Origin of the sequence: Arthrobacter sp. S39, assembly GCF_004320525.1 — a bacterium.
Lineage (GTDB): Bacteria > Actinomycetota > Actinomycetes > Actinomycetales > Micrococcaceae > Arthrobacter.
Window position 1 is genome coordinate 51,391 of sequence record NZ_SIHX01000014.1, and the last position, 19,400, is coordinate 70,790.

A 19,400-nucleotide genomic window follows, 5' to 3' on the forward strand; every position below is an offset into this window, starting at 1 on the left:
CTGAAACAGAGGAGGGTGGGGCTACAAGGCGACGGGAGATGCCTCGCTGGCGTCCTTGAGCAGGACATCTATAAGGGTGATCGCAGCCGCCTTGTCCAGCGGATTGTTCTTGTTCCCGCATTTGGGGGACTGCACGCAGGACGGGCAGCCGGCTTCGCATTCGCAGGCCTCGATGGCGTCCCGGGTGGCTGCGAGCCACACCTTGGCCTTATCGAAGCCGCGCTCGGCGAAGCCCGCGCCGCCAGGGTGCCCGTCATACACAAAGATGGTGGGCACCCCGGTGTCGGCGTGGATGGCGGTCGACACACCGCCAATGTCCCACCGGTCGCTGGAAGCCACCAAGGGCAGGAGCCCGATCGCGGCGTGTTCGGCCGCGTGGAGGGCGCCGGGAAACTGCGCCTCAATGAGCCCCGCAGCCGTGAGGGAGCGGTTCTCCACCACGAACCAGACGGCCTTGGTGAACAAATCCCGGGCGCCGAGCTCCAGCGGCTCCTCACCCAGGATCTCATTGGAGATCAGGGCCTTGCGCTGAAAGGAGACCACCTGCGTTGTCACCTTCACATCACCGAAGTGCACGGCGACATCGCCCCATTGCACCGTGCGCAGGGTCTCCAGAACTTCGATCTGGGTCACGTCACGGGCAGTGGTGTAATAGTCCGGATTCGCCCGACGGACAACCACGCAGTGTTCGTCCTCGTTCAGGTCTTCCACCACGTAGCTGTCACCCTGGTGGACGTAGACGGCCCCGGTATGGGCCTGGTAGTGCGTCTGCGGGGAGTCCATTGTCCCCAGCAGGGAGCCGGTATCGGCATCAACAATGCTGACCGGGCCGCCACCGTCGGCGCGGAGGTTCACCATGGCGGCGGCGCTTTGCGAGTGCGTCCAGAACCAGCCAGCGGGGCGGCGCCGGAGGTAGCCCTGGGCCACCAGCTGTCCCAGCAGCTTCTCGGCCGTGCTGCCGAAAAGGCCGAGCTCGGACACACCGAGCGGCAGCTCCGCAGCCGCGGCGCACAGGTGCGGCCCCAACACGTACGGATTGGAGGGATCAAAAACCGTGGCCTCTACGGAGACATCAAAAATTGCCTCAGGATGGTTCACCAAATAGGTATCAAGCGGGTCATCGCTGGCCACAAACGCGGCGATGGCGTCCTGTCCTGCGCGGCCCGCCCGGCCGATCTGCTGGAAGAGGGATGCCCTGGTACCGGGCCAGCCGGCCACCAGGACCGCATCCAGGCCGGAAATATCAATCCCGAGCTCCAGCGCCGAAGTGCTCGAAACACCCAGCAGCTCACCGGACCGGAGGGCCTTCTCCAGGGCACGGCGTTCTTCCGGCAGGTAACCGGAACGGTAGGCCGCCACCCGCTGCGGCAGGCTGGGGTCCACCTCATCCAGCAGGCGCTTCGTGATCGAAGAAATCGTCTCCGCGCCGCGTCGGGACTTGATGAACGCGATGGTACGGATCCGTGCGGAAACCAGGTTCGCCAGCAGGTCAGCGGTTTCCGCCACCGCGGTCCGCCGCTCCTTGGCGCCGTTCTCACCCTTGAGTTCGGTCAGCGCGGGCTCCCAGAAGGCCACGGTGGTGGCACCGTGCGGGGAACAGTCCTCGGAGACGGCCCGGACCGGGGCGCCGATCAGCCGTCCGAAGGACGTGCCTGGCTCGGACGCGGTAGCGGAGGCGGCAATAAACACCGGCTCCGGCCGGGACGTTCCTGCACCGTAGTAGGCGCAGATGCGGCGCAGCCTCCGCATCAGGTTGGCCACATGGGAGCCAAAGACGCCCCGGTAGCTGTGGGCTTCGTCCACGATGACGTACCGCAGCCGCCGGAAGAAGCTTGCCCACCAGGCGTGGTTCGGCAGGATCCCGAAGTGGAGCATGTCCGGGTTGGCGAGAATGACGTTGGCATGATCGCGGATCCAGCGGCGGGAAGCGGGGTCGGTGTCGCCGTCGTACGTTTCAGCCCTCACCGTGGGCAGCTTCAAGGCGCGGATGGCAGCCAACTGGTCCGCGGCCAGGGCCTTGGTGGGGGACAGATAAAGCGTCACGGCGCCGTCGTCGTGGATTTTTCCGGGCTCGGACAGGACCCGGAGCTCGGAACGGTGGATGGCGTCCAGCGCCGGCAATTGGTACGCGAGGGATTTTCCGGACGCAGTACCGGTGGCGATGACCACATTTTCGCCGCCGTGGGCGAGGTCGGCGGCCTCAATCTGGTGCCGGTACGGTTCATGGATGCCCAGCGAGCCGTAGGCTGCAACCAGGTCCGGATGCGCCCAGGCAGGCCAGGGCGCGTGGACAGCCTTCCGGGCGGGAATCGTGCGGACATGACGGAGCTGTTCCGGGTCCGGGCCGCGGCCCAGCAGGGGAATCAGGGAGTCATGGGGGATCACCGACAACATTCTGTCATTCGGGGAAAAATCAGCCGACGGACAGGTCTGCGCCTTCATCGGACGTGGACAGCATCAGGACCCGGCAAACAGTGGACCAGCCCAGATGGGAATACAGCTTCTGGCCGTCGATGGAAGCCAGCAACAGTCCGTTTTCCACATCCGGTCCGATGGCCTGCGCGGCCAGGGCCTTCATGATGAAGCTGCCCAGGCCTCGGCGCTGGAACGCCGGTTGGACCACAATCTTGTCGAATATCGCAGTCTCGCCCACCACAAAAACCCTGCCGCTCGCCGCCACCGTGTCACCCGAACGGACCACCGCGTGGTGGACGCCGTCGAGTTCCGATGTGACCAGGTTGAGGTCGTCGTCGGAGAGCCACGGATCCTCTGTATCCTGGGTGGCCATGTCGACAATCATCATGGCCTGCGAAGCGGAGGTGACATTCAGGCCGTGCTTTTGGGCCAGGGTTGTGTAGCGCGCGACGTCGTTGGTCAGGACAGTCAGGATCCTCGCCGGAGCTTCGGCAGTCTTGGCCACCAGACCAGCAAACTCCTCGTCTGAAGGATCGTGGGCGAAGTATTCCCAGTCCCCGGTGGTGTCTTTCCGCAGGGCAGCGGGGAACCGCCCTTCGGTGGCAGTCTGGTAGCCGCGGCAGCCGGCCCAGCCGGCCACCCAGACTTCAAGAAGGTGTGTGATGTCTCCAACCAAGGCGTCCGGACTCATGTGATGAGAGTATTCCAGCGCTGTCACTAGCAACAGGGGGTGCGGTACCCCGATGTGACTTGCTTACGCAATTGTGATCCGGCAAGACTGGCCGAATGCCCGCCGCGAAAGACCACTCCGCCCCGTACACGCTGCCGCTCTCCTTGCTTGTCTGCGTCGCCGCGACGGTGGCGGCGGTCGGCAGCGCCCGATACTGGGAGGCGGCCACTGGCCTCAGCTACTGGGCGTGGCTGGCCTGCGGGATCGTGCCACTGGTCGGGGGCGCGCTGATCCATCAGAGAACGAAGCAGCGGCTGGTGTTCCTGGGATCCCGCGCGGAACCGGACGGAGTGCGGCGGCCCGGGCTCGGCGGGCTCCTCACCGCGCTGGTCCTCTTCCTGCTGCCGCGGCTTGCGGGAGACGGCGCCGCCGCGCTCGCAGCAGACAGTGGCGCGCACGCCATGGTGGTCGCTGCGACGGCAACCGTGGCGACCTTCGGCGCCGTCGTCCTCGGCTACCGGGCCGCCGAAACCGCGCTGAACAGGCGCGACGCAGCCCTGGCAGCGAGGCAGGCCGGCCCCTAAGGCGCGGGACCGGCCCGGCACGGTGAAGCCAGTACCCTTAAATACGTGGCTTTGAACCGAATTGTGCTCTTTTACGGCTTTACCCCGCTCGCTGATCCGGACGCTGTGCGGCTCTGGCAGCGCGCCCTCTGCGAGAAGCTCGGGCTGACCGGACGCATCCTCATCTCCAAGGACGGCATCAACGCCACCGTGGGCGGCGAGATCGGCGCGGTCAAGCAGTATGTGAAGACCACCCGCGAATACAAAGGCTTCCATGGCATCGACGTGAAGTGGTCCGACGGCGGCGCTGACGACTTCCCCCGCCTCAGCGTTAAGGTCAGGGACGAGATCGTCTCCTTCGGCGCGCCCGGAGAGCTCAAGGTCGACGCCGACGGCGTGGTGGGCGGCGGCACGCACCTCCAGCCGGAGGAACTGCACCAACTCGTCGAAGCCAGGAAGCAGGCCGGCGAAGACGTGGTGTTCTTCGACGGCCGCAACGCGTTTGAGGCCCAGATCGGCAAGTTCAAGGACGCGATCGTTCCTGACGTGGCCACCACCCACGACTTCATCAAGGAACTCGACTCCGGCAAGTACGACGCCCTCAAAGACAAGCCAGTGGTCACCTACTGCACCGGCGGCATCCGCTGCGAGGTGCTCTCCAGCCTGATGGTGAACCGCGGCTTCAAGGAGGTCTACCAGCTCGACGGCGGCATCGTCCGCTACGGCGAAACCTTCAAGGACCAGGGCCTTTGGGAAGGCTCGCTCTATGTCTTCGACAAGCGCATGCACCTGGAGTTCAGCGAGGACGCCAAGACCATCGGTGAATGCGTCCGCTGCGCCGCCCCGACGAGCAAATTCGAAAACTGTTCCAACCTGAGCTGCCGCACACTGACGCTGTACTGCGCCGAATGTGCCTCCAGCCCGGAGACGCTCCGGTGCCCCGAAGGCTGCACTGCCTGAAACCTGCACCGCCTAAGACTCAGAGCAGGGTGAGCCGATACGCATAATTGGCCAGCGACCTGGGCTCAACCCGGATGCTCAGCGCCGACTCCTTGGACAGGTAGATCACGGTCTCCCTGGTGGACCCGCACCGCAGGCTGAGATCCACCAAAGTGGACGCGTCGTCGCGGACGGTGAAAGTGACCCTTCGCTGGCTCCGGCACACCAATGCCAGGGCGTACGTTCCCACCGCCAGTCCCGCCGCCACGTCGGATTTGATCTCGCCTTCGGCCAGGATGCCGGAGCCGGTGTGCACCACCTGGCGCGCGGTGAACGGCAGTTCCTCCTCCACCCAGCCTTCCAGTTCGGCCTCGGTGACAGGCTCGTTGCGGAGCAGGTCGTTGGGGAAGGACTGGTCGGTGAAGGCGGGTGCCGGAACGGACTCCGGCGGCCGCCAGCCTTCCTCGTAGGTGTATTCGCAGCCGGCGAGCGATCCGGCTGCCACCAGGCCCGCTGTTGCCCACAGCACGACGGCGCCCCTCGCCCGGGAGCGCGCGGAGGACTTCCGGGGCGGTGGGGGACCCGGAACAGGTACCGCATCTCGGCGCGGCTGCGCCCCCTGCATCGCGGGCATACTCTGACTCTAGGCCCGCCCCAGCCCGTAAGCCATATGCCTGGACCTGCCCACCGTCACAGCCAACGCAAACTAGTCGGCGGACACCAGCTGGTAGGCGTAAATCAGCGGGGCGTCGACGCTGGAAGCGCTGATCTCCACCGGTCCAGAATTCTGCAGGGTGATCTTCACGGACTCTTTCGTCCCGTAGCAGGCGGCCCCGAGGTCGGCCAGCTCCTTGCCCCCGGAACTCACCGCGAGGAAGGCCTTGCCGCCGCCCTCGCAGACCAGCGTCAGCGTGTAGCTGCCGGCCGGAACATTCTCCGTGCGGTCCACCGGCTGGGCGTTGAGGATCTTGCCGGCGTCCTCGGCCACGATGCCGCTGGCCGACGGCAGCGCGGTGGCTTTCCACGAGGGCACGTCCGCGTTTTCCACTGAAAGCTGCTGGGCGCAGCCGGACACTCCCAGCAGGACAGCGGCGGCGGCCGCCACGGAAAGGGCGCGCGGAAACGAACGGGGAATAACAGCCATGCCTCCAACTTACCCGGCGGACGGGGCCGTCTTCACCCCGCGATCAGCTCCTGCACCTCGCCCCGGTGCAGCGCCAGGTACACCCTGTCCCGCAACGCGTTCGCCTCGCGGTCGGTCAGCGTCCGGTCCAGCGGCTGCAGGACCAGACGCAGCAAAACGTTCACCTGCCCGGCGCGCATCCGGAGGCGTTCGACGGCGGCCGGCGGCAGCTCCGCCGTCGTGGTCACCGCGAGGACCTCCAACGCCGCCAGGACGTCGGCGTCCGGCCCGAGGACGGTGCGGGCGAGGTCGCCCAGGAGTTCGACGTCGGCATCGTCACCGGAGTCCAGCACCAGCGAAAGGTCCCGCCGGATTTCCGGCATGGCGGAGACGGGACGGTACGGCGCAAGGTCCAGCAGCTGCGCCTGCACCTCCGGACGCCCCGACCGCAGCAGCCGGATGTCCGTGATGCCTTTCCGCAGCATCAGCGCACGGTCCAGCCCCATGCCCAGGGCCAGGCCCGCCCAGCGCCGCGGGTCCAGGCCGGAACCGCGCAGGACCGGTGCGGCCACCAGACCGCACTCGGCCAGCTCCAGCCACTCGCGGCGCCCATTCGGCAGCGTCACGAGCACGTCCAGCTGCCGGCCCGCCGCGGTGTAGCTGTGCCGCGCCGGCGTGGAGCGCCACTGCACGTCCGGGTACTCCGACGACGGGAGCACGGCCTCCACCACGGCCGCCATCATGGCGTCCAGGTCAGCAGGACCCAGCAGCCCCCTCGCCTTCAGCCGCCAGAGATCCACCTGGTGCGGGGCGCCCACATGGGTGCGGTCAATCGCGTCCCGGCGGTACACTAGGCCCGGGAGCACCTGCAGTTCGTCGTAGTGGCCCAGCTCGCCGCGGAGCGGGTCCAGCAGCGCCGGGATGCCTGCGGACGTGTGGCTGCGCAGCATCACCGTGGGGCTCACGTGGCGGGAATACCGCGAGTCCCGCGTGACGTCGTCGGGCGAATAGCCGAGCCTGTCATAGTTGTCGGCGGTGGCCACCAGCGGGTTGAGCCGGTGGGTCCGGGACGGCACGCCCCAGAGGCGCTCCAGCGCGGCCACGACGTCGGCGAGGAGCAGCTGCATGGCATGCGGGCCGGCGTCGGGATCGGACAGGTCGCGCAGTGAGAGGGCAGCGTTGAGCTGGGTCAGGGAAAGGTAAGTCTTCATGGTGGGGGTCCTTTGGGTGCATCAGGGGCGGGGAGGGGATCACCCTCAGCCGCTGCGCCGGACGGACCCCGGCAGCGTCAGGCGCGCGATGGGAAGCCCGTGCGGCCGGGAAGCGGCCGAGGGCTGATAAATCGCTGCTGCGTGTGCATGGATCCATAATACGCCGCGCCCCCAGCAGGCACTTGACCTTGACGCTACGTCAACATCTAACGTGGAGGTATCAGCCACGGAAGGCCCACGGAAGGAGGCCACGATGGACTGGTCCATCCAGGACATAGCCCGCATCGCCGGCACCACCAGCAGGACCCTGCGCCACTACGACGACATCGGCCTGCTCAAGCCCAGCCGCACCGGCCACAACGGCTACCGGTACTACAGCCAGGCGGCTCTGGTGCAGCTCCAGCGCATCCTGCTCCTGCGCGGACTGGGGCTTGGCCTGCCGGTGATCAGCCAGGTGCTCGACGACGAAGCGGACGCGGCGAAGGCGCTCACCGGGCATCTCGAGTGGCTGAAGCAGGAACAGGACAGGCTGGCGCGGCAGATCGCGTCGGTCATGCAAACCATCGAAGCAGTGAAAGGAGGTGGCGAAATCATGGCAGAAGACATGTTCAACGGTTTCGACCACACGCAGTACAAGGACGAAGTGGAGGAACGCTGGGGCAAGGACGCCTACGCCAAGGGTGACTCCTGGTGGCGCGGCATGGGGGCGGACGAGAAGGCCGCATGGAAGCAGCGCTCGCAGCAGCTGGGTGAGGACTGGATCGCCGCGGCCAGCGCCGGCATCGCGCCCGACAGCGCTGAGGCCCAGGCCATCGCGAAGCGGCACGTCGAATGGCTCACCGGTATCCCGGGCACTCCGGCGGCGGACGGCAAGAGCGGCGACGTCAAGGCGTACGTCACCGGCCTCGGCGAGATGTACGTGGCCGACCCCCGGTTCGCCAAAAACTATGGCGGAGCCGAAGGCGCCGGTTTCGTCCGTGATGCGCTGAAGGTCTATGCGGAGCAGAACCTCTGACCGTCAGGGCCGGGGTGCCGCCAATAGACTTGGCCGGTGACTGATTCCACCCTTTTCCTGGCCGGCAACACCCCCGACGCCCCGCGCAGCGACCTCCCGGGACTGCTGACGGCGCTCGCCGCGGACCTCCGGAAGGTGGACTACACGCTCGACGGCGTGGCCGGGCTCCTGGGCGAGTCCGCCTACCGCGCGCTGAACCGGGACCAGGTCATCCCTGCGCTGCTGGCCACCGAGCGCGCACTGGGGGACGCAGCTCCGGGTGACGGTTCGACGGCGGCCCTCGCCGCCGTCGTACGCCTCTGGCTCCTGGCCGAACCGCAACAGCGGGAAACGCTCGACGCCGCCCTGCCGGGGATCCGCGCGGACGGCCTGCTGGAGCTGGGGCTGATTGAGCCCGTGCCCGGCTCTGAACCGGCCGCGCTTCAGGCCAAGGCGGATCTTCGGCCGTACGGCTGGGACTCCAACGAGGACGGCAGCGGCGGCGCCGAACTTTGGGTGGCCAGCGACCTCGCCGCGCACCAGCAGGCCGGCGTGCTGCGGCACGACCACGTGCTGGGGATCGGGCAGGCTTCCACCACGCTGGTGCAGACCACCGTCCGGCGCCACGTGGCCAAGGCCCTGGACCTGGGCACGGGCTGCGGAATCCAGTCCTTCCACCTGCTGCACCATGCCGAGCACGTCACGGCCACGGACATCTCCGCGCGGGCGCTGGCCTTCACCCGTTTCAACCTGCTCCTGAATGCCGAGGCGCTGCATCTTGACCCGGACCGGCTCGAGGACCGGGTGAGCCTGCGGCTGGGTTCGCTGCTGGATCCGGTCGCCGGGGAAGAGTTTGAGCTGGTGGTGTCCAATCCGCCGTTCGTCATCACGCCCCGGACCTTCGGCGAGGCCGCGTCAGGACAGTTCACCTACCGGGACGGCGGCCTGCCCGGGGACGACATCGTGGCATCGCTGGTGGCAGCCCTTCCCTCGGTCCTCGCCCCGGCCGGAACAGCCCAGCTATTGGGCAACTGGGAAGTCACAGCGGGGACGTCGTGGTCGGACCGGCCGCAAAGCTGGGCCGGTCCGGACGTGGACGCCTGGTTCATCCAGCGCGAGCAGGTGGGCCCGGAGCAGTACGCCGAAACCTGGCTGCAGGACGCCTCCGAATCCCGCGACCGGCAGCACTACCAGAACGCCTACGCCGCCTACCTCGCCGACTTCGCGTCCCGGAACGTGGAGGGCATCGGCTTCGGCATGGTCTACCTGCGGCGCCCCGCTGCCGGCGCCCGGCCCGTCGTCAGCCGGTTTGAGGAAATCACCTACCCGATCGAACAGCCGGTCGGACCCCACTTGGGCGCCGCCGTCGAACGTTCAGACTGGCTGGCGGCCAACAATCTCGAAGACACACACCTGCTTGTGGCGGACGACGTCACGGAGGAGCGGCACCAGCGGCCCGGAGCCGAACACCCGGGCGTGATCCTGCTGCGCCAGGGCGCCGGGCTGCGCCGCACCAACCTGCTCAGCACGGAACTGGCCGGCTTCGTCTCCGCGTGCGACGGCGACCTGACCGTAGGGCAGATCGCCGGCGCCCTGGAAGCGCTGCTGGGCGGCGCCCTGTCAGGGGAGGACGGGTTCGACGGCGGCACGTTCCGGAGCGGGCTGCTCGCCGACGTGGCGAACCTGGTGCGCGACGGGTTCCTGCTGCCCGCCTGATATCAAACGGTTCCTTCACAGCTGGCAGACGCTGGATACACTGAAGCCGTGAATACGGAATCCGCAGGCCGGCAGCGCCCGGAGAAGAAGAAAGTGGAGATCACCGATCCGAAGGCGATCCGGGCGCTGGCCCATGCCGCCCGGCTGGAGGTCATCTCCGAGCTGTATTCCACCCAGGTCAGCCGGACGGCCACCGAACTTGCCGCCCAGACCGGCCTGACGCCCAGCGCCATGAGCTACCACCTCCGGGCCCTGCAGAAATGGGGCATCGTGGTCCCCGCTCCGACGGCAGGCGACGCACGGGAGCGGCGCTGGAAGGCAGCCGGAACGGACTTCGCCATCAACTCAGGCGGGGAAGCTGCCAACCCGGTCGTCGACCTTGAACTGGATGCGTTCCGCCGCCGCGCCACCGCCTACGCCAGGACCCGGGACGAGCGCCGCCGTGCGGGCGCACCCGCGGAGGCCCCCACCGCCGTCGTGCTGGCCAGCGACCTGCTGTACCTCACCCGCGAGCAGCAGGCCGAACTGAACCGGCGCCTGTTTGCTTTGCTCGGTGAATACGACCTCGACGATCCGCACAGGATCCCCGCCGGGGCCGAGCGGATGGCGGCCATGTGGTCGCTGATTCCGGACGATCGGACCGTCGCCGGAACAGCCCCGGAACACCCGTCCGGACCTGCGGAAACGTAGGAAACCCGGGGCTCGGGACCGCTCGCGGAGGGCGCACGTTTTCCACAGGAATGCGCACGATTGTCGAAAATATGGTGAACTAGGCCAATATGGGCTCATCTGCCCGAGCAACCTTTTTCTGTAGGAGCACCGTGCCAAGCAAGGCCAAAACAGGCAAGAAACTCGTGATTGTGGAGTCTCCGGCCAAGAGCAAGACCATCGCCAAGTACCTCGGCGAGGGCTTCATCGTAGAGGCCTCCATCGGTCACATCCGCGACCTGCCGCAGCCGTCTGAGCTCCCCGCAGAACTGAAGAAGACCTCGGTGGGCAAGTTCGCCGTCGACATCGAAAACGACTTCAAACCGTACTACGTGGTGTCCGCGGACAAACGGAAAAAGGTCACCGAGCTGAAGGCCGCGCTGAAAGATGCCGACGCCCTCTATCTCGCAACCGATGGGGACCGCGAGGGCGAGGCCATCGCGTGGCACCTGCTGGAAGTGCTCAAGCCCAAGGTTCCGGTGTACCGGATGACGTTCGGCGAAATCACCAAGGAAGCCATCCACCGCGCCATGGACAACCTGCGCGATGTTGACACGGCACTGGTGGACGCCCAGGAAACCCGCCGCGTGCTGGACCGCCTCTACGGCTACGAAATTTCCCCCGTGCTCTGGCGCAAGGTGGCCCGCGGGCTCTCCGCCGGCCGCGTGCAGTCAGTGGTCACCCGCATGGTGGTGGACCGTGAACGCGAACGCATGGCGTTCAAGGCCGCCTCCTACTGGGACCTGACGGGCCAGTTCGGCGCGGGCTCTTCGTCGTTCAAGGCGAAGCTTGCCGCCGTAGACGGCGCCAAGGTGGCCAGCGGCCGGGACTTCAATGACAACGGCGTGCTGACCGCCCGCAATGCGGTGCACCTGAACGAGGAACTTGCCACGTCGTTGGCGTCGGGCCTGCAGGACGCGGCCTTCCAGGTCCGGTCCGTTGACACCAAGCCGTACACGCGCCGTCCGGCCGCGCCGTTCACCACGTCGACGCTGCAGCAGGAAGCCGGCCGCAAGCTGCGCTTCTCCTCCAAGAGCACCATGCAGATCGCCCAGCGTCTGTATGAAAACGGCTACATCACCTATATGCGTACCGACTCCTCGGCGCTGAGCGACGAAGCCGTCACGGCCGCCCGCCGGCAGGCTTCGGAGCTGTACGGCCCGGAATACATCCCGCAGTCGCCCCGCGTCTACACCAGCAAAGCCGCCAACGCGCAGGAAGCCCACGAGGCCGTCCGCCCCGCCGGTGACTCGTTCCGCACGCCGGCACAGGTGGCCAAGCTGCTGTCCGGCGACGAGTTCCGCCTCTACGAACTGATCTGGAAGCGCACCGTCGCCTCCCAGATGGGTGACGCCAAGGGCTCGACGGCGACCATCCGCCTGGGGGCCGTGGCCACTGACGGGCGGGACGCCGAATTCTCGGCCTCCGGCACCGTCATCACCTTCCCCGGCTTCCTGGCCGCCTACGAGGAAGGCAAGGACGAAAGCCGCGGCGACGACGACAGCGAAGAAGCCCGCCGCCTGCCCAACGTGGCCAAGGGCGACTCCCTCTCGGCGTCCGAAATCGTCGCAGTGGGCCACGAGACTTCGCCGCCGCCGCGCTTTACGGAAGCGTCCCTGACGGCCGAGCTGGAGAAGAAGGGCATCGGGCGCCCGTCGACTTATGCCTCCACCATCTCCACCATCCAGGACCGCGGCTACGTCCGGAAGCAGGGCTCAGCCCTGGTGCCCAGCTGGATCGCGTTCTCCGTGATCCGCCTGCTGGAACAGCACTTCACGGACTACGTGGACTACGAGTTCACGGCCGACATGGAAGGCGACCTGGACAAGATCGCCAACGGCCAGGCCGTAGGGTCAGCCTGGCTGAAGCACTTCTACTACGGTGAAGACGCCGATCCGGGCCTGCTGAGCATCGTCAACAACCTCGGTGAGATCGATGCCCGTGAGATCAACTCCATTCCCATCACGGACGAGATCACGCTGCGGGTGGGCAAGTTCGGTCCCTACCTGGAAAGCTCCGCCGCCACGGTGGACGCGAAGACCGGCGAAATCGTGGAAAACTCCCGCGCCAACGTCCCCGAAGACCTGGCCCCGGACGAGCTGACCGCCGCCAAGGCCATCGAGCTGATGGAGACGGCAGCGCCGGAAGAACGCGTGCTGGGTGCCGATCCGCACACCGGCCACACGGTGGTGGCGAAGAACGGCCGCTACGGCGCCTACGTCACCGAAGTCATCCCCGAGATGACCGACGAACAGCTGGCTAACCAGCCCGTTGAGTACTACAAAAACGGCAAGCCGAAGCCGCCGAAGAAGCCCGTCAAGGCCAAACCGCGCACCGGTTCGCTGTTCGCGTCGATGACGGTGGACTCCGTCAGCCTGGACGAGGCGCTGCAGCTCATGAGCCTGCCGCGGGCCTTGGGCGAGGACGCCGAGGGCAACCTCATCACGGTGCAGAACGGCCGCTTCGGCCCGTACCTGAAAAAGGGCACCGACTCGCGCTCCATCGGGTCCGAAGAGGAAATCTTCACCATCACGCTGGAGCAGGCCCTGGAGATCTACTCCCAGCCCAAGCAGCGCGGCGCCCGTGCCGCCGTGCCGCCGCTGGCCGAGTTCGGCCCGGACCCCGTGTCGGAGAAAAACATCGTCGTGAAGGAAGGCCGCTTCGGCCCGTACATCACCGACGGCATCACCAACATCACCGTCCCGCGCGCCACATCCCTGGAGGAGCTCACCCGGGAGCAGGCAGTCGAACTGCTCGCCGAGAAGCGCGCCAAGGGCCCGGTCAAGCGCACGACGACGGCCCGCAAGGCCCCGGCGAAAAAGAAGGCCGCGGCCAAGAAGTAGGAACTCGGTGGTTGAGCTTGTCGAAACCCCTGGATCTCGACAAGCTCGATCACCGGTAGCCGTGGAATTGCGGTGCCGGGCACAACATGATCGAGTAGATACATGACTGAACAGCCCGGCACCGCCGACACCACGCCGCTCAACGACCTCGAAGAGAAGCTCGCCCAGGGCGGACAGCCCGACGGCAGCCCTGTGGACGTCATCCTGTCCTTCCTCAACAGCGAGGTCTACGTCGTCAGCACGGAGGGCCTTGAAGGCGAGGACTCCCAGGTGGAGCCCCTGGTGCTGGCCAACGCCGACGGCGACCCCGTCCTGGCGGTCTTTTCCCACCCCAGCCGCGTTGACGAGCAGTACCTCGAGGCGGCGCCGAACATCCTGGGGACCCAGGGCGCGGCCATCATCGCCAACATCGGCGAGGAACTGGGCATGGTCATCAACCCCGGCGCGGCCTTCGGCTTCGAGATCAACCCTGAAGGCGTGGCCAACATCAAGCGCGACTTCAAACGCGCCGACGAACTGCCCGACGGCGCCCCCGCGGATCCCAGCGCCAACTGACATGTTCCCGCGCCGGTTGTGACCGACAAGCGGCGCGGGTGAATAATGGCAGGATGCGGCTAGGCGTCCTCGATATCGGGTCCAATACTGTCCACCTCCTTCTGGTCGACGCCCATCCCGGCGCGCGCCCTGTGCCCTTTGCTTCCCATAAGCGGCCACTCTCGCTGGTCCAGTACCTGGACGCCGACGGCAACATCTCCGATGCCGGGCAGCACGAGCTGACTGACTTTGTCCTGGAGGCCTGGGAGTTTGCGGCCAAGCATAAAGCCGAGGACCTCCTGGCATTCTGTACATCGGCCATCCGCGAAGCCACCAACGGTCCCGAGGTGCTGGCCCGGGTCAAGCACGAAACCACGGTGACCCTCGAGGAGCTGACGGGCAGCGAGGAGGCGTCCATGACGTTCTTCGCGGTCCGCCGCTGGTACGGCTGGGGAGCAGGCCCCATCCTGAACCTGGACATCGGCGGCGGCTCCTTTGAAATGGCGTTCGGCCAGGATGAGCTCCCTGAGATGGCAACGTCCGTGCCCCTGGGTGCCAGCAGGCTCACCCGGGACTGGCTGGCGGAAGACCCGCCGTCGGCCAAAAGCGTGAAGGAGCTGCGGCGCTACATCCGCGCCACCCTGAAGCCTGCGGTCCGGCAGTTCGACGGCCTGGGGCGAGCCAATCTCGTCGCGGGAACCTCCAAGACCTTCCGGTCGCTGGCCAGGATCGCCGGCGCCGCTCCCAGCATTGCCGGCCCCTATGCGAAGCGTGAGCTCAACGGGACGGACCTGGGCGTCTGGGCGCAGCGCATTTCGGCCATGAAAACCGAGGACAGGCTGCACCTGCCCGGCGTCTCCGAAGCACGCGCCAACCAGCTGCTTGCCGGGGCACTCGTGGCGGAGGCCTCGCTGGAACTGTTCAAATTCAAGAAGATCAGGATCTGCCCGTGGGCCCTTCGCGAGGGCCTGATCCTGCGCCGGCTGGACCAGCTGGTCTTCGCCGGCCCGCTGGACCCGGCACCGCACGTCAGTGCGCCCCACCTCGCTGCGCCTCACCTCGCTGCGCCTTACCTCGCCGAGACGCAGCCGGCGGCTGCACCGTAGCCAGCGCAACGGCCAACGGCTGGTCAGTAGCCGTACCGGCGCTTAACGCGAAAGCACCGGCGTCCGCAGCAGGAAAATGGGGGAAAACCTGCTGCAGACCACCGGTGCCTCGGGCAAACATCCCCATGCTTGCCGCATCACTCGCACCCTCAATGAGGTAAGAACTACGTTAGGACCCCAAGTTGTGAGCGACCTGCATCGAACATGGGAGTCAGCTGTGAACCGTTCTGGGCGAGTTCCGCCGTCGTGCGTTCACTTGCTGTTTGGGCAGCCGCGCGTGCGAACTGCCATGATGGATCAATGAGCAACCGAATCGCCTTCCTTGGCTGTGGATCCATGAACGAAGCCATCCTGGGTGGCCTGATCGACGGCGGTACCGACCCCGCCGACATCGTGGCCACTGTCCGGCGGGCAGAGCGCGCGGCCGAACTGGCAGCGCGACACCACGGAATCACGGCCATCGCAGGCGACGAGGAGCCCGACAACAACAAGCAGGCGACGAAGGGCTCCGCTGTGGTCATCCTCGGCGTCAAGCCGGTAGGCATCACCGCCCTCGCCAAGGAGATCAGCGGCTCGCTGTCGCCGAAGACCATTGTTGTCAGCGTCGCCGCAGCGGTGTCGATCGCCCAGCTGGAAGCGGCCCTGCCGGCCGGCCAGCCGGTCATCCGGACCATGCCCAACACGCCTGCCAAACTGGGCCGCGGCGTCGTGTCCGTCTCCCCGGGCACCAACTGCTCACCCGAACAGCTCCAGCTGGCCAAGGACATCCTTAAAGCGGCTGGAACAGTGGTGGAGGTGCCCGAGGACCAGGTGGACGCGCTGTCGGCCATCAGCGGCTCCGGTCCGGCCTATGCGTTCTACCTGGCGGAGGCGATGGCAGCAGCGGGTGTGGAGCTGGGGCTGGACCCCGAGCTGTCCCTGCTCCTGGCCCGGGAGACCGTGGCAGGAGCAGGCTTTATGCTCGCCGAGCCCGGCGCCGATCCCTCAGCCCTGCGCAAGGCCGTCACCAGCCCCAACGGCACCACGGAACGCGCCATTGCCACCTTTGATGACCGCGGCATTCCCGCGATCATCGCCGCCGGTGCCCGGGCCGCCGCGGACCGTGCCGCCGAGATCACCAAACAGCTCAGCTAACGGCAGATCCGTATTAGGGCCGCGCGGCGAACCGTTCCAGCAGGTCCACGTGGCCGGACACGATCAGCATGTCGCGGGCAGAAACCTTGGTCTCCGGCCGGGCATACGTGAAGTCCTCGCCCGGTGACTTCACGCCCACAATCGTGACGCCGTACTTGGACCGGACCTTGGACTCGTCCAGCGTGAAACCCACTGTTTCGCGCGGCGGGTACATTTTGACAATGGCGAAGTCGTCGTCGAACTCGATGAAGTCCAGCATGCGCCCGGAGACCAGGTGCGCGGCGCGGACGCCGGCGTCGGCCTCGGGGTAGATCACGTGGTTGGCGCCGATCCGGGTCAGGATCTTGCCGTGCGACGGCGTGATCGCCTTGACCCACAGGTGCTCGATGCCCAGGTCCACCAGGTTCACCGTGATCAGCACCGAGGACTCGATGGATGTGCCCACACCCACCACTGCCGAGCTGAACTCCTGCGCGCCGAGCTGGCGCAACGCGTCGATGTTGGTGGCGTCGGCTTCCACGACGTGCGTCAGGAGCGGAGCCCACTTCTGGACCAGGGTGCGGTCGCGTTCGATCGCGAGCACTTCGCGGCCCTGCTTGACCAGCTGCTCCGCGGTGGAGGAACCGAACCGGCCCAGCCCGATCACCAGGACCGGAGCGTTGTGGGCGGGCCGGTTGGGCGCGCCTGAGGAATTAGCCAATGATGGGCCTCTCTTCCGGGTAGTGGTACAGCTGGCTGCGCTGGCGCAGGGCCAGGCCAGCTGCAAGCGTAACGGTGCCCACGCGCCCCGCGAACATCAGGGCAGTCAGGACATAAACGCCCGACGGCGGCAGCTCGGCACTGAGGTTGGTGCTCAGCCCCACGGTGGCGAAGGCTGAAATGGTTTCGAAGAGCACACGGTCCAGGGACGCGCCGCTGATCTGCAGGAGCAGGAACGCGGAGACGGAGACCAGGGTGGCCCCGGCGACGATCACGGAGATGGCCACGCGCATGGTGCCCTGCGGGATGGTCCGGCCATAAACCTTCACGTCGGCGTCGCCGCGGGCCTCGGCCACAATGGCCAGGAACATGACGGCGATGGTGGTGACCTTGATGCCGCCGGCGGTGGAGGCCGAGCCGCCACCGGCGAACATCAGCGCATCCGTCAGCAGCATGGTGGTGGATTCCATGTGGTTCTGGTCCACGAGGTTGAAGCCGCCGGACCGGGTCATGACTGAGGCGAACAGCGAATGGGTGATCTTGTCACCCAGGTCCATGGGCCCGATGGTCCGGGCGTTGTCCCACTCCATCAGCCCCCACAGTACGGTCCCGGCGGCCAGCAGGATGAAGGAGACCTGGATGGTCAGCTTGGTGTGCAGGTTCCATTTCTTCCAGTTCAGCCCGTTCTGCTGGAGCACCATCACCACCGGGAAGCCCAGGCTGCCCAGGAAGACGCCGAGCATCAGCGGGATGAGGATCCACAGGTCAGTCTCGTAGGGGACGATGCCGTCCGAATGCGGGGTGAATCCGGCATTGTTGAAGGACGAAATCGAATAGAAAATGCCGTGCCAGACCGACTGCCAGAACGGCTCGCCGAGGGTCATAAAGCGGGGGATCAGCGTCAGGGCAAGGACGCCCTCGATCACCACAGAGGTGGTGATGACGATCCGCAGCAGCGTGCCCACCTCGCCCAGGCGGCCGGCGTTGTTCATGGCTTCCTGCGCGATCAGCTTGCCGCGCACCCCCAGCTTCTTGCTCACCATCAGGGCCAGCAGCGAGGCGAGCGTCAGGGTTCCCAGGCCGCCCACGAAGATGCCCACCAGGATGACCAGCTGGCCGAAGAAGGACCAGTGCACCGCCGTCGAAACAACCGTCAGGCCGGTGACGCACACAGCGGACACCGCGGTGAACAGGGCCTGGTGCAGGGGTGTTGCCGCCCCGGTGGCTGACGAGACGGGAAGCGACAGGAGGAAGGTGAAGACGAGGCAGACGGCGGCGAACGCGCTCAGGGCAAGACGGGCAGGGGAGGTGTTGGCGATGTCGTCAATGAAGTCCCGCAGCCGGGTGAAGATCCACAGGCCTTCGCGCTCCGGTGCGGCGGGGTGCCAGCTGGCCGGGTTCCGGGGCCTCGACTGGCGTTGCGTCATGGGGTGGCTTTTCCTCGGTTGAAACTGTTTCCTTCAGTAGTAAACCACTAATGCGCGCGTAATGGCCGGGCTGGGCGGGCGGCGTGCTCGGGTAGCCTGTGATTGATGACATTCCTGCCCGGTCTCAGCCAGCCCGCGCCGCCAACGACGGTGGTGTGGAATTCCGCCATGACCGCGTACAACTTTGGCCCCGGCCACCCCATGGCCCCGGAGCGGATGGACCTGACGGCCCGCCTGGCGCGCAGCCTGGGCCTGCTGGACCTTCCGCACGTTTCGGTGGAAGCCCCGGAGGTGGCGTCCGACGACGAGCTCGAGACCGTGCATTCGCCGGAGTTCGTGGCGGCCGTGCACCGGGTCAGTGAGGACCCGGCCTCGCCGGACGAATCCAGGGGACTGGGCACCGATGACGATCCCGCCTTTTTGGGCATGCATGAGGCTGCCGCGCGCCTGGCGGGCGGTTCGCTGCTTGCGGCAGCCGCCGTGCTGGACGGGTCCGCGCTCCACGCCGTCAACTTCGGCGGCGGCCTCCACCACGCCTCCCGCGACCGCGCCAGCGGCTTCTGCATCTACAACGACTCGGCCCTGGCCATCCAAAGACTGCTTGACGGCGGCATCCGGCGCGTGGCGTACATCGACGTCGACGCCCACCACGGCGACGGGACGGAAAGCATATTCTGGGAGGACCCCCGCGTCCTCACCATTTCCCTGCACGAAAGCGGGCTGACGCTGTTCCCGGGAACCGGCTTCGCGAATGAGATTGGCGGCCCGCAGGCGGAGGGAAGCGCTGTCAACGTTGCGCTGCCCTCCGGTACCGGGGATGCCGGCTGGCTGCGGGCGTTCCATGCCGTGGTCCCGCAGCTGATCGGAGCTTTCGCGCCCGAGGTGATCGTGAGCCAGCACGGCTGCGATTCGCACCGCACGGATCCCCTGACGCACCTCAACCTCAGCGTCGACGGGCAGCGCGAGGCGGCCACCGCCGTCGGGAACCTTGCCGCCCGCCACTGCGGCAACCGCTGGATCGCCACAGGGGGCGGCGGGTACAACGTGATGGACGTGGTGCCGCGGTCCTGGAGCCACCTGATTGCCATCGCCGCCGGACGCCCGGTGCCGCTGCGGACCCCCGTGCCGGAGGACTGGCGAAAGTACGTGGACGAGAAATTCGGCGCAGCAACGCCGGGGCTGATGGGCGACGACGTCGAGCTCTGGTGGCGGTCCTGGGAAGTGGGCTTCGATCCCAACGACGCCGTGGACCGCACGGTCATGGCCACCCGCAAGGCCGTTTTCCCGCTGCACGGCCTGGACCCCTGGTTCGACTGAG

At 67.0% G+C, this 19,400-nt stretch carries 17 protein-coding genes; 10 read left to right on the plus strand and 7 right to left on the minus strand.

Translation table 11 applies throughout. The annotated features are described in order from the left end of the window. Positions 1–21: 21 nt before the first annotated feature. Positions 22–2,385, minus strand: coding sequence for a DEAD/DEAH box helicase (locus EYS21_RS20465; protein ID WP_131135081.1), 2,364 nt, complete (start codon positions 2,383–2,385; stop codon positions 22–24). 28 nt (positions 2,386–2,413) lie between these two features. Continuing rightward, complete coding sequence (locus tag EYS21_RS20470; RefSeq protein WP_131135082.1) at positions 2,414–3,106, minus strand: GNAT family N-acetyltransferase; 693 nt, start codon at positions 3,104–3,106, stop codon at positions 2,414–2,416. A gap of 95 nt (positions 3,107–3,201) precedes the next feature. On the opposite strand from EYS21_RS20470, the gene EYS21_RS20475 reads away from it, so the two are divergent. Continuing rightward, positions 3,202–3,669 carry a hypothetical protein gene (locus EYS21_RS20475; protein ID WP_131135083.1) on the plus strand — a complete coding sequence of 156 codons (468 nt, stop codon included), beginning with the start codon at positions 3,202–3,204 and terminating at the stop codon, positions 3,667–3,669. A gap of 45 nt (positions 3,670–3,714) precedes the next feature. Beyond that, a complete protein-coding gene (locus EYS21_RS20480) occupies positions 3,715–4,608 on the plus strand; it encodes a rhodanese-related sulfurtransferase (RefSeq protein ID WP_131135084.1) in 894 nt (297 codons plus the stop codon). Positions 4,609–4,627: 19 nt separating this feature from the next. On the opposite strand, the gene EYS21_RS20485 is transcribed toward EYS21_RS20480, so the two are convergent. The 3 genes from EYS21_RS20485 to EYS21_RS20495 all read right to left on the minus strand — a co-directional run bounded on the left by EYS21_RS20485 (position 4,628) and on the right by EYS21_RS20495 (position 6,921). After that, entirely contained in the window at positions 4,628–5,116 is a 489-nt protein-coding gene (locus EYS21_RS20485) for a hypothetical protein (RefSeq protein WP_242633532.1), read from the minus strand. A 177-nt stretch (positions 5,117–5,293) separates the two neighbouring features. After that, positions 5,294–5,731: a hypothetical protein gene (locus EYS21_RS20490; protein WP_131135085.1), complete on the minus strand. Its 438-nt coding sequence runs from the start codon at positions 5,729–5,731 to the stop codon at positions 5,294–5,296. A gap of 32 nt (positions 5,732–5,763) precedes the next feature. Continuing rightward, the gene (locus EYS21_RS20495) at positions 5,764–6,921 is read right to left on the minus strand and encodes a hypothetical protein (protein WP_131135086.1); all 1,158 of its coding nucleotides are present in this window, start codon (positions 6,919–6,921) and stop codon (positions 5,764–5,766) included. Positions 6,922–7,174: 253 nt separating this feature from the next. On the opposite strand from EYS21_RS20495, the gene EYS21_RS20500 reads away from it, so the two are divergent. The 7 genes from EYS21_RS20500 to proC all read left to right on the plus strand — a co-directional run bounded on the left by EYS21_RS20500 (position 7,175) and on the right by proC (position 15,956). Further along, positions 7,175–7,936 carry a MerR family transcriptional regulator gene (locus EYS21_RS20500; protein ID WP_131135087.1) on the plus strand — a complete coding sequence of 254 codons (762 nt, stop codon included), beginning with the start codon at positions 7,175–7,177 and terminating at the stop codon, positions 7,934–7,936. Positions 7,937–7,972: 36 nt separating this feature from the next. Beyond that, positions 7,973–9,631 carry a methyltransferase gene (locus EYS21_RS20505; protein ID WP_131135088.1) on the plus strand — a complete coding sequence of 553 codons (1,659 nt, stop codon included), beginning with the start codon at positions 7,973–7,975 and terminating at the stop codon, positions 9,629–9,631. A 48-nt stretch (positions 9,632–9,679) separates the two neighbouring features. Continuing rightward, on the plus strand, positions 9,680–10,321 hold the full coding sequence (locus EYS21_RS20510; RefSeq protein ID WP_242633533.1) for a winged helix-turn-helix domain-containing protein: 642 nt from the start codon (positions 9,680–9,682) through the stop codon (positions 10,319–10,321). Between the two features lie 131 nt (positions 10,322–10,452). Further along, the gene (gene topA, locus EYS21_RS20515; RefSeq protein ID WP_131135090.1) at positions 10,453–13,182 is read left to right on the plus strand and encodes a type I DNA topoisomerase; all 2,730 of its coding nucleotides are present in this window, start codon (positions 10,453–10,455) and stop codon (positions 13,180–13,182) included. 102 nt (positions 13,183–13,284) lie between these two features. Further along, positions 13,285–13,737 carry an SseB family protein gene (locus EYS21_RS20520; RefSeq protein WP_131135091.1) on the plus strand — a complete coding sequence of 151 codons (453 nt, stop codon included), beginning with the start codon at positions 13,285–13,287 and terminating at the stop codon, positions 13,735–13,737. Positions 13,738–13,790: 53 nt separating this feature from the next. Continuing rightward, positions 13,791–14,822 (plus strand): Ppx/GppA phosphatase family protein, encoded by a 1,032-nt coding sequence (locus EYS21_RS20525; RefSeq protein ID WP_131135092.1) that lies wholly within the window; start codon positions 13,791–13,793, stop codon positions 14,820–14,822. 300 nt (positions 14,823–15,122) lie between these two features. Continuing rightward, positions 15,123–15,956, plus strand: coding sequence for a pyrroline-5-carboxylate reductase (gene proC / locus EYS21_RS20530; protein ID WP_131135093.1), 834 nt, complete (start codon positions 15,123–15,125; stop codon positions 15,954–15,956). A 13-nt stretch (positions 15,957–15,969) separates the two neighbouring features. Here the strand turns inward: proC and EYS21_RS20535 are convergent, their stop codons facing one another. Then, positions 15,970–16,656, minus strand: coding sequence for a TrkA family potassium uptake protein (locus tag EYS21_RS20535; protein ID WP_131135094.1), 687 nt, complete (start codon positions 16,654–16,656; stop codon positions 15,970–15,972). Beyond that, positions 16,649–18,082 (minus strand): potassium transporter TrkG, encoded by a 1,434-nt coding sequence (locus tag EYS21_RS20540; protein WP_131135095.1) that lies wholly within the window; start codon positions 18,080–18,082, stop codon positions 16,649–16,651. The genes EYS21_RS20535 and EYS21_RS20540 overlap by 8 nt, the downstream gene beginning before the upstream one ends. Before the next feature lie 105 nt (positions 18,083–18,187). Here EYS21_RS20540 and EYS21_RS20545 point away from each other — a divergent pair, with 105 nt between their 5' ends. Beyond that, a complete protein-coding gene (locus tag EYS21_RS20545; RefSeq protein ID WP_131135096.1) occupies positions 18,188–19,399 on the plus strand; it encodes an acetoin utilization protein AcuC in 1,212 nt (403 codons plus the stop codon). The last annotated feature ends 1 nt before the right edge of the window (position 19,400 follow it).

Excerpts from the sequence above, each read along its gene's own strand:
- EYS21_RS20490 (WP_131135085.1), bottom strand. The coding sequence starts at position 5,731 with ATGGCTGTTATTCCCCGTTCGTTTCCGCGCGCCCTTTCCGTGGCGGCC.
- proC (WP_131135093.1), top strand. The coding sequence starts at position 15,123 with ATGAGCAACCGAATCGCCTTCCTTGGCTGTGGATCCATGAACGAAGCC.
- EYS21_RS20545 (WP_131135096.1), top strand. The coding sequence starts at position 18,188 with ATGACATTCCTGCCCGGTCTCAGCCAGCCCGCGCCGCCAACGACGGTG.
- EYS21_RS20540 (WP_131135095.1), bottom strand. The coding sequence starts at position 18,082 with ATGACGCAACGCCAGTCGAGGCCCCGGAACCCGGCCAGCTGGCACCCC.
- EYS21_RS20500 (WP_131135087.1), top strand. The coding sequence starts at position 7,175 with ATGGACTGGTCCATCCAGGACATAGCCCGCATCGCCGGCACCACCAGC.
- EYS21_RS20525 (WP_131135092.1), top strand. The coding sequence starts at position 13,791 with ATGCGGCTAGGCGTCCTCGATATCGGGTCCAATACTGTCCACCTCCTT.
- EYS21_RS20495 (WP_131135086.1), bottom strand. The coding sequence starts at position 6,921 with ATGAAGACTTACCTTTCCCTGACCCAGCTCAACGCTGCCCTCTCACTG.
- EYS21_RS20470 (WP_131135082.1), bottom strand. The coding sequence starts at position 3,106 with ATGAGTCCGGACGCCTTGGTTGGAGACATCACACACCTTCTTGAAGTC.
- EYS21_RS20520 (WP_131135091.1), top strand. The coding sequence starts at position 13,285 with ATGACTGAACAGCCCGGCACCGCCGACACCACGCCGCTCAACGACCTC.
- EYS21_RS20475 (WP_131135083.1), top strand. The coding sequence starts at position 3,202 with ATGCCCGCCGCGAAAGACCACTCCGCCCCGTACACGCTGCCGCTCTCC.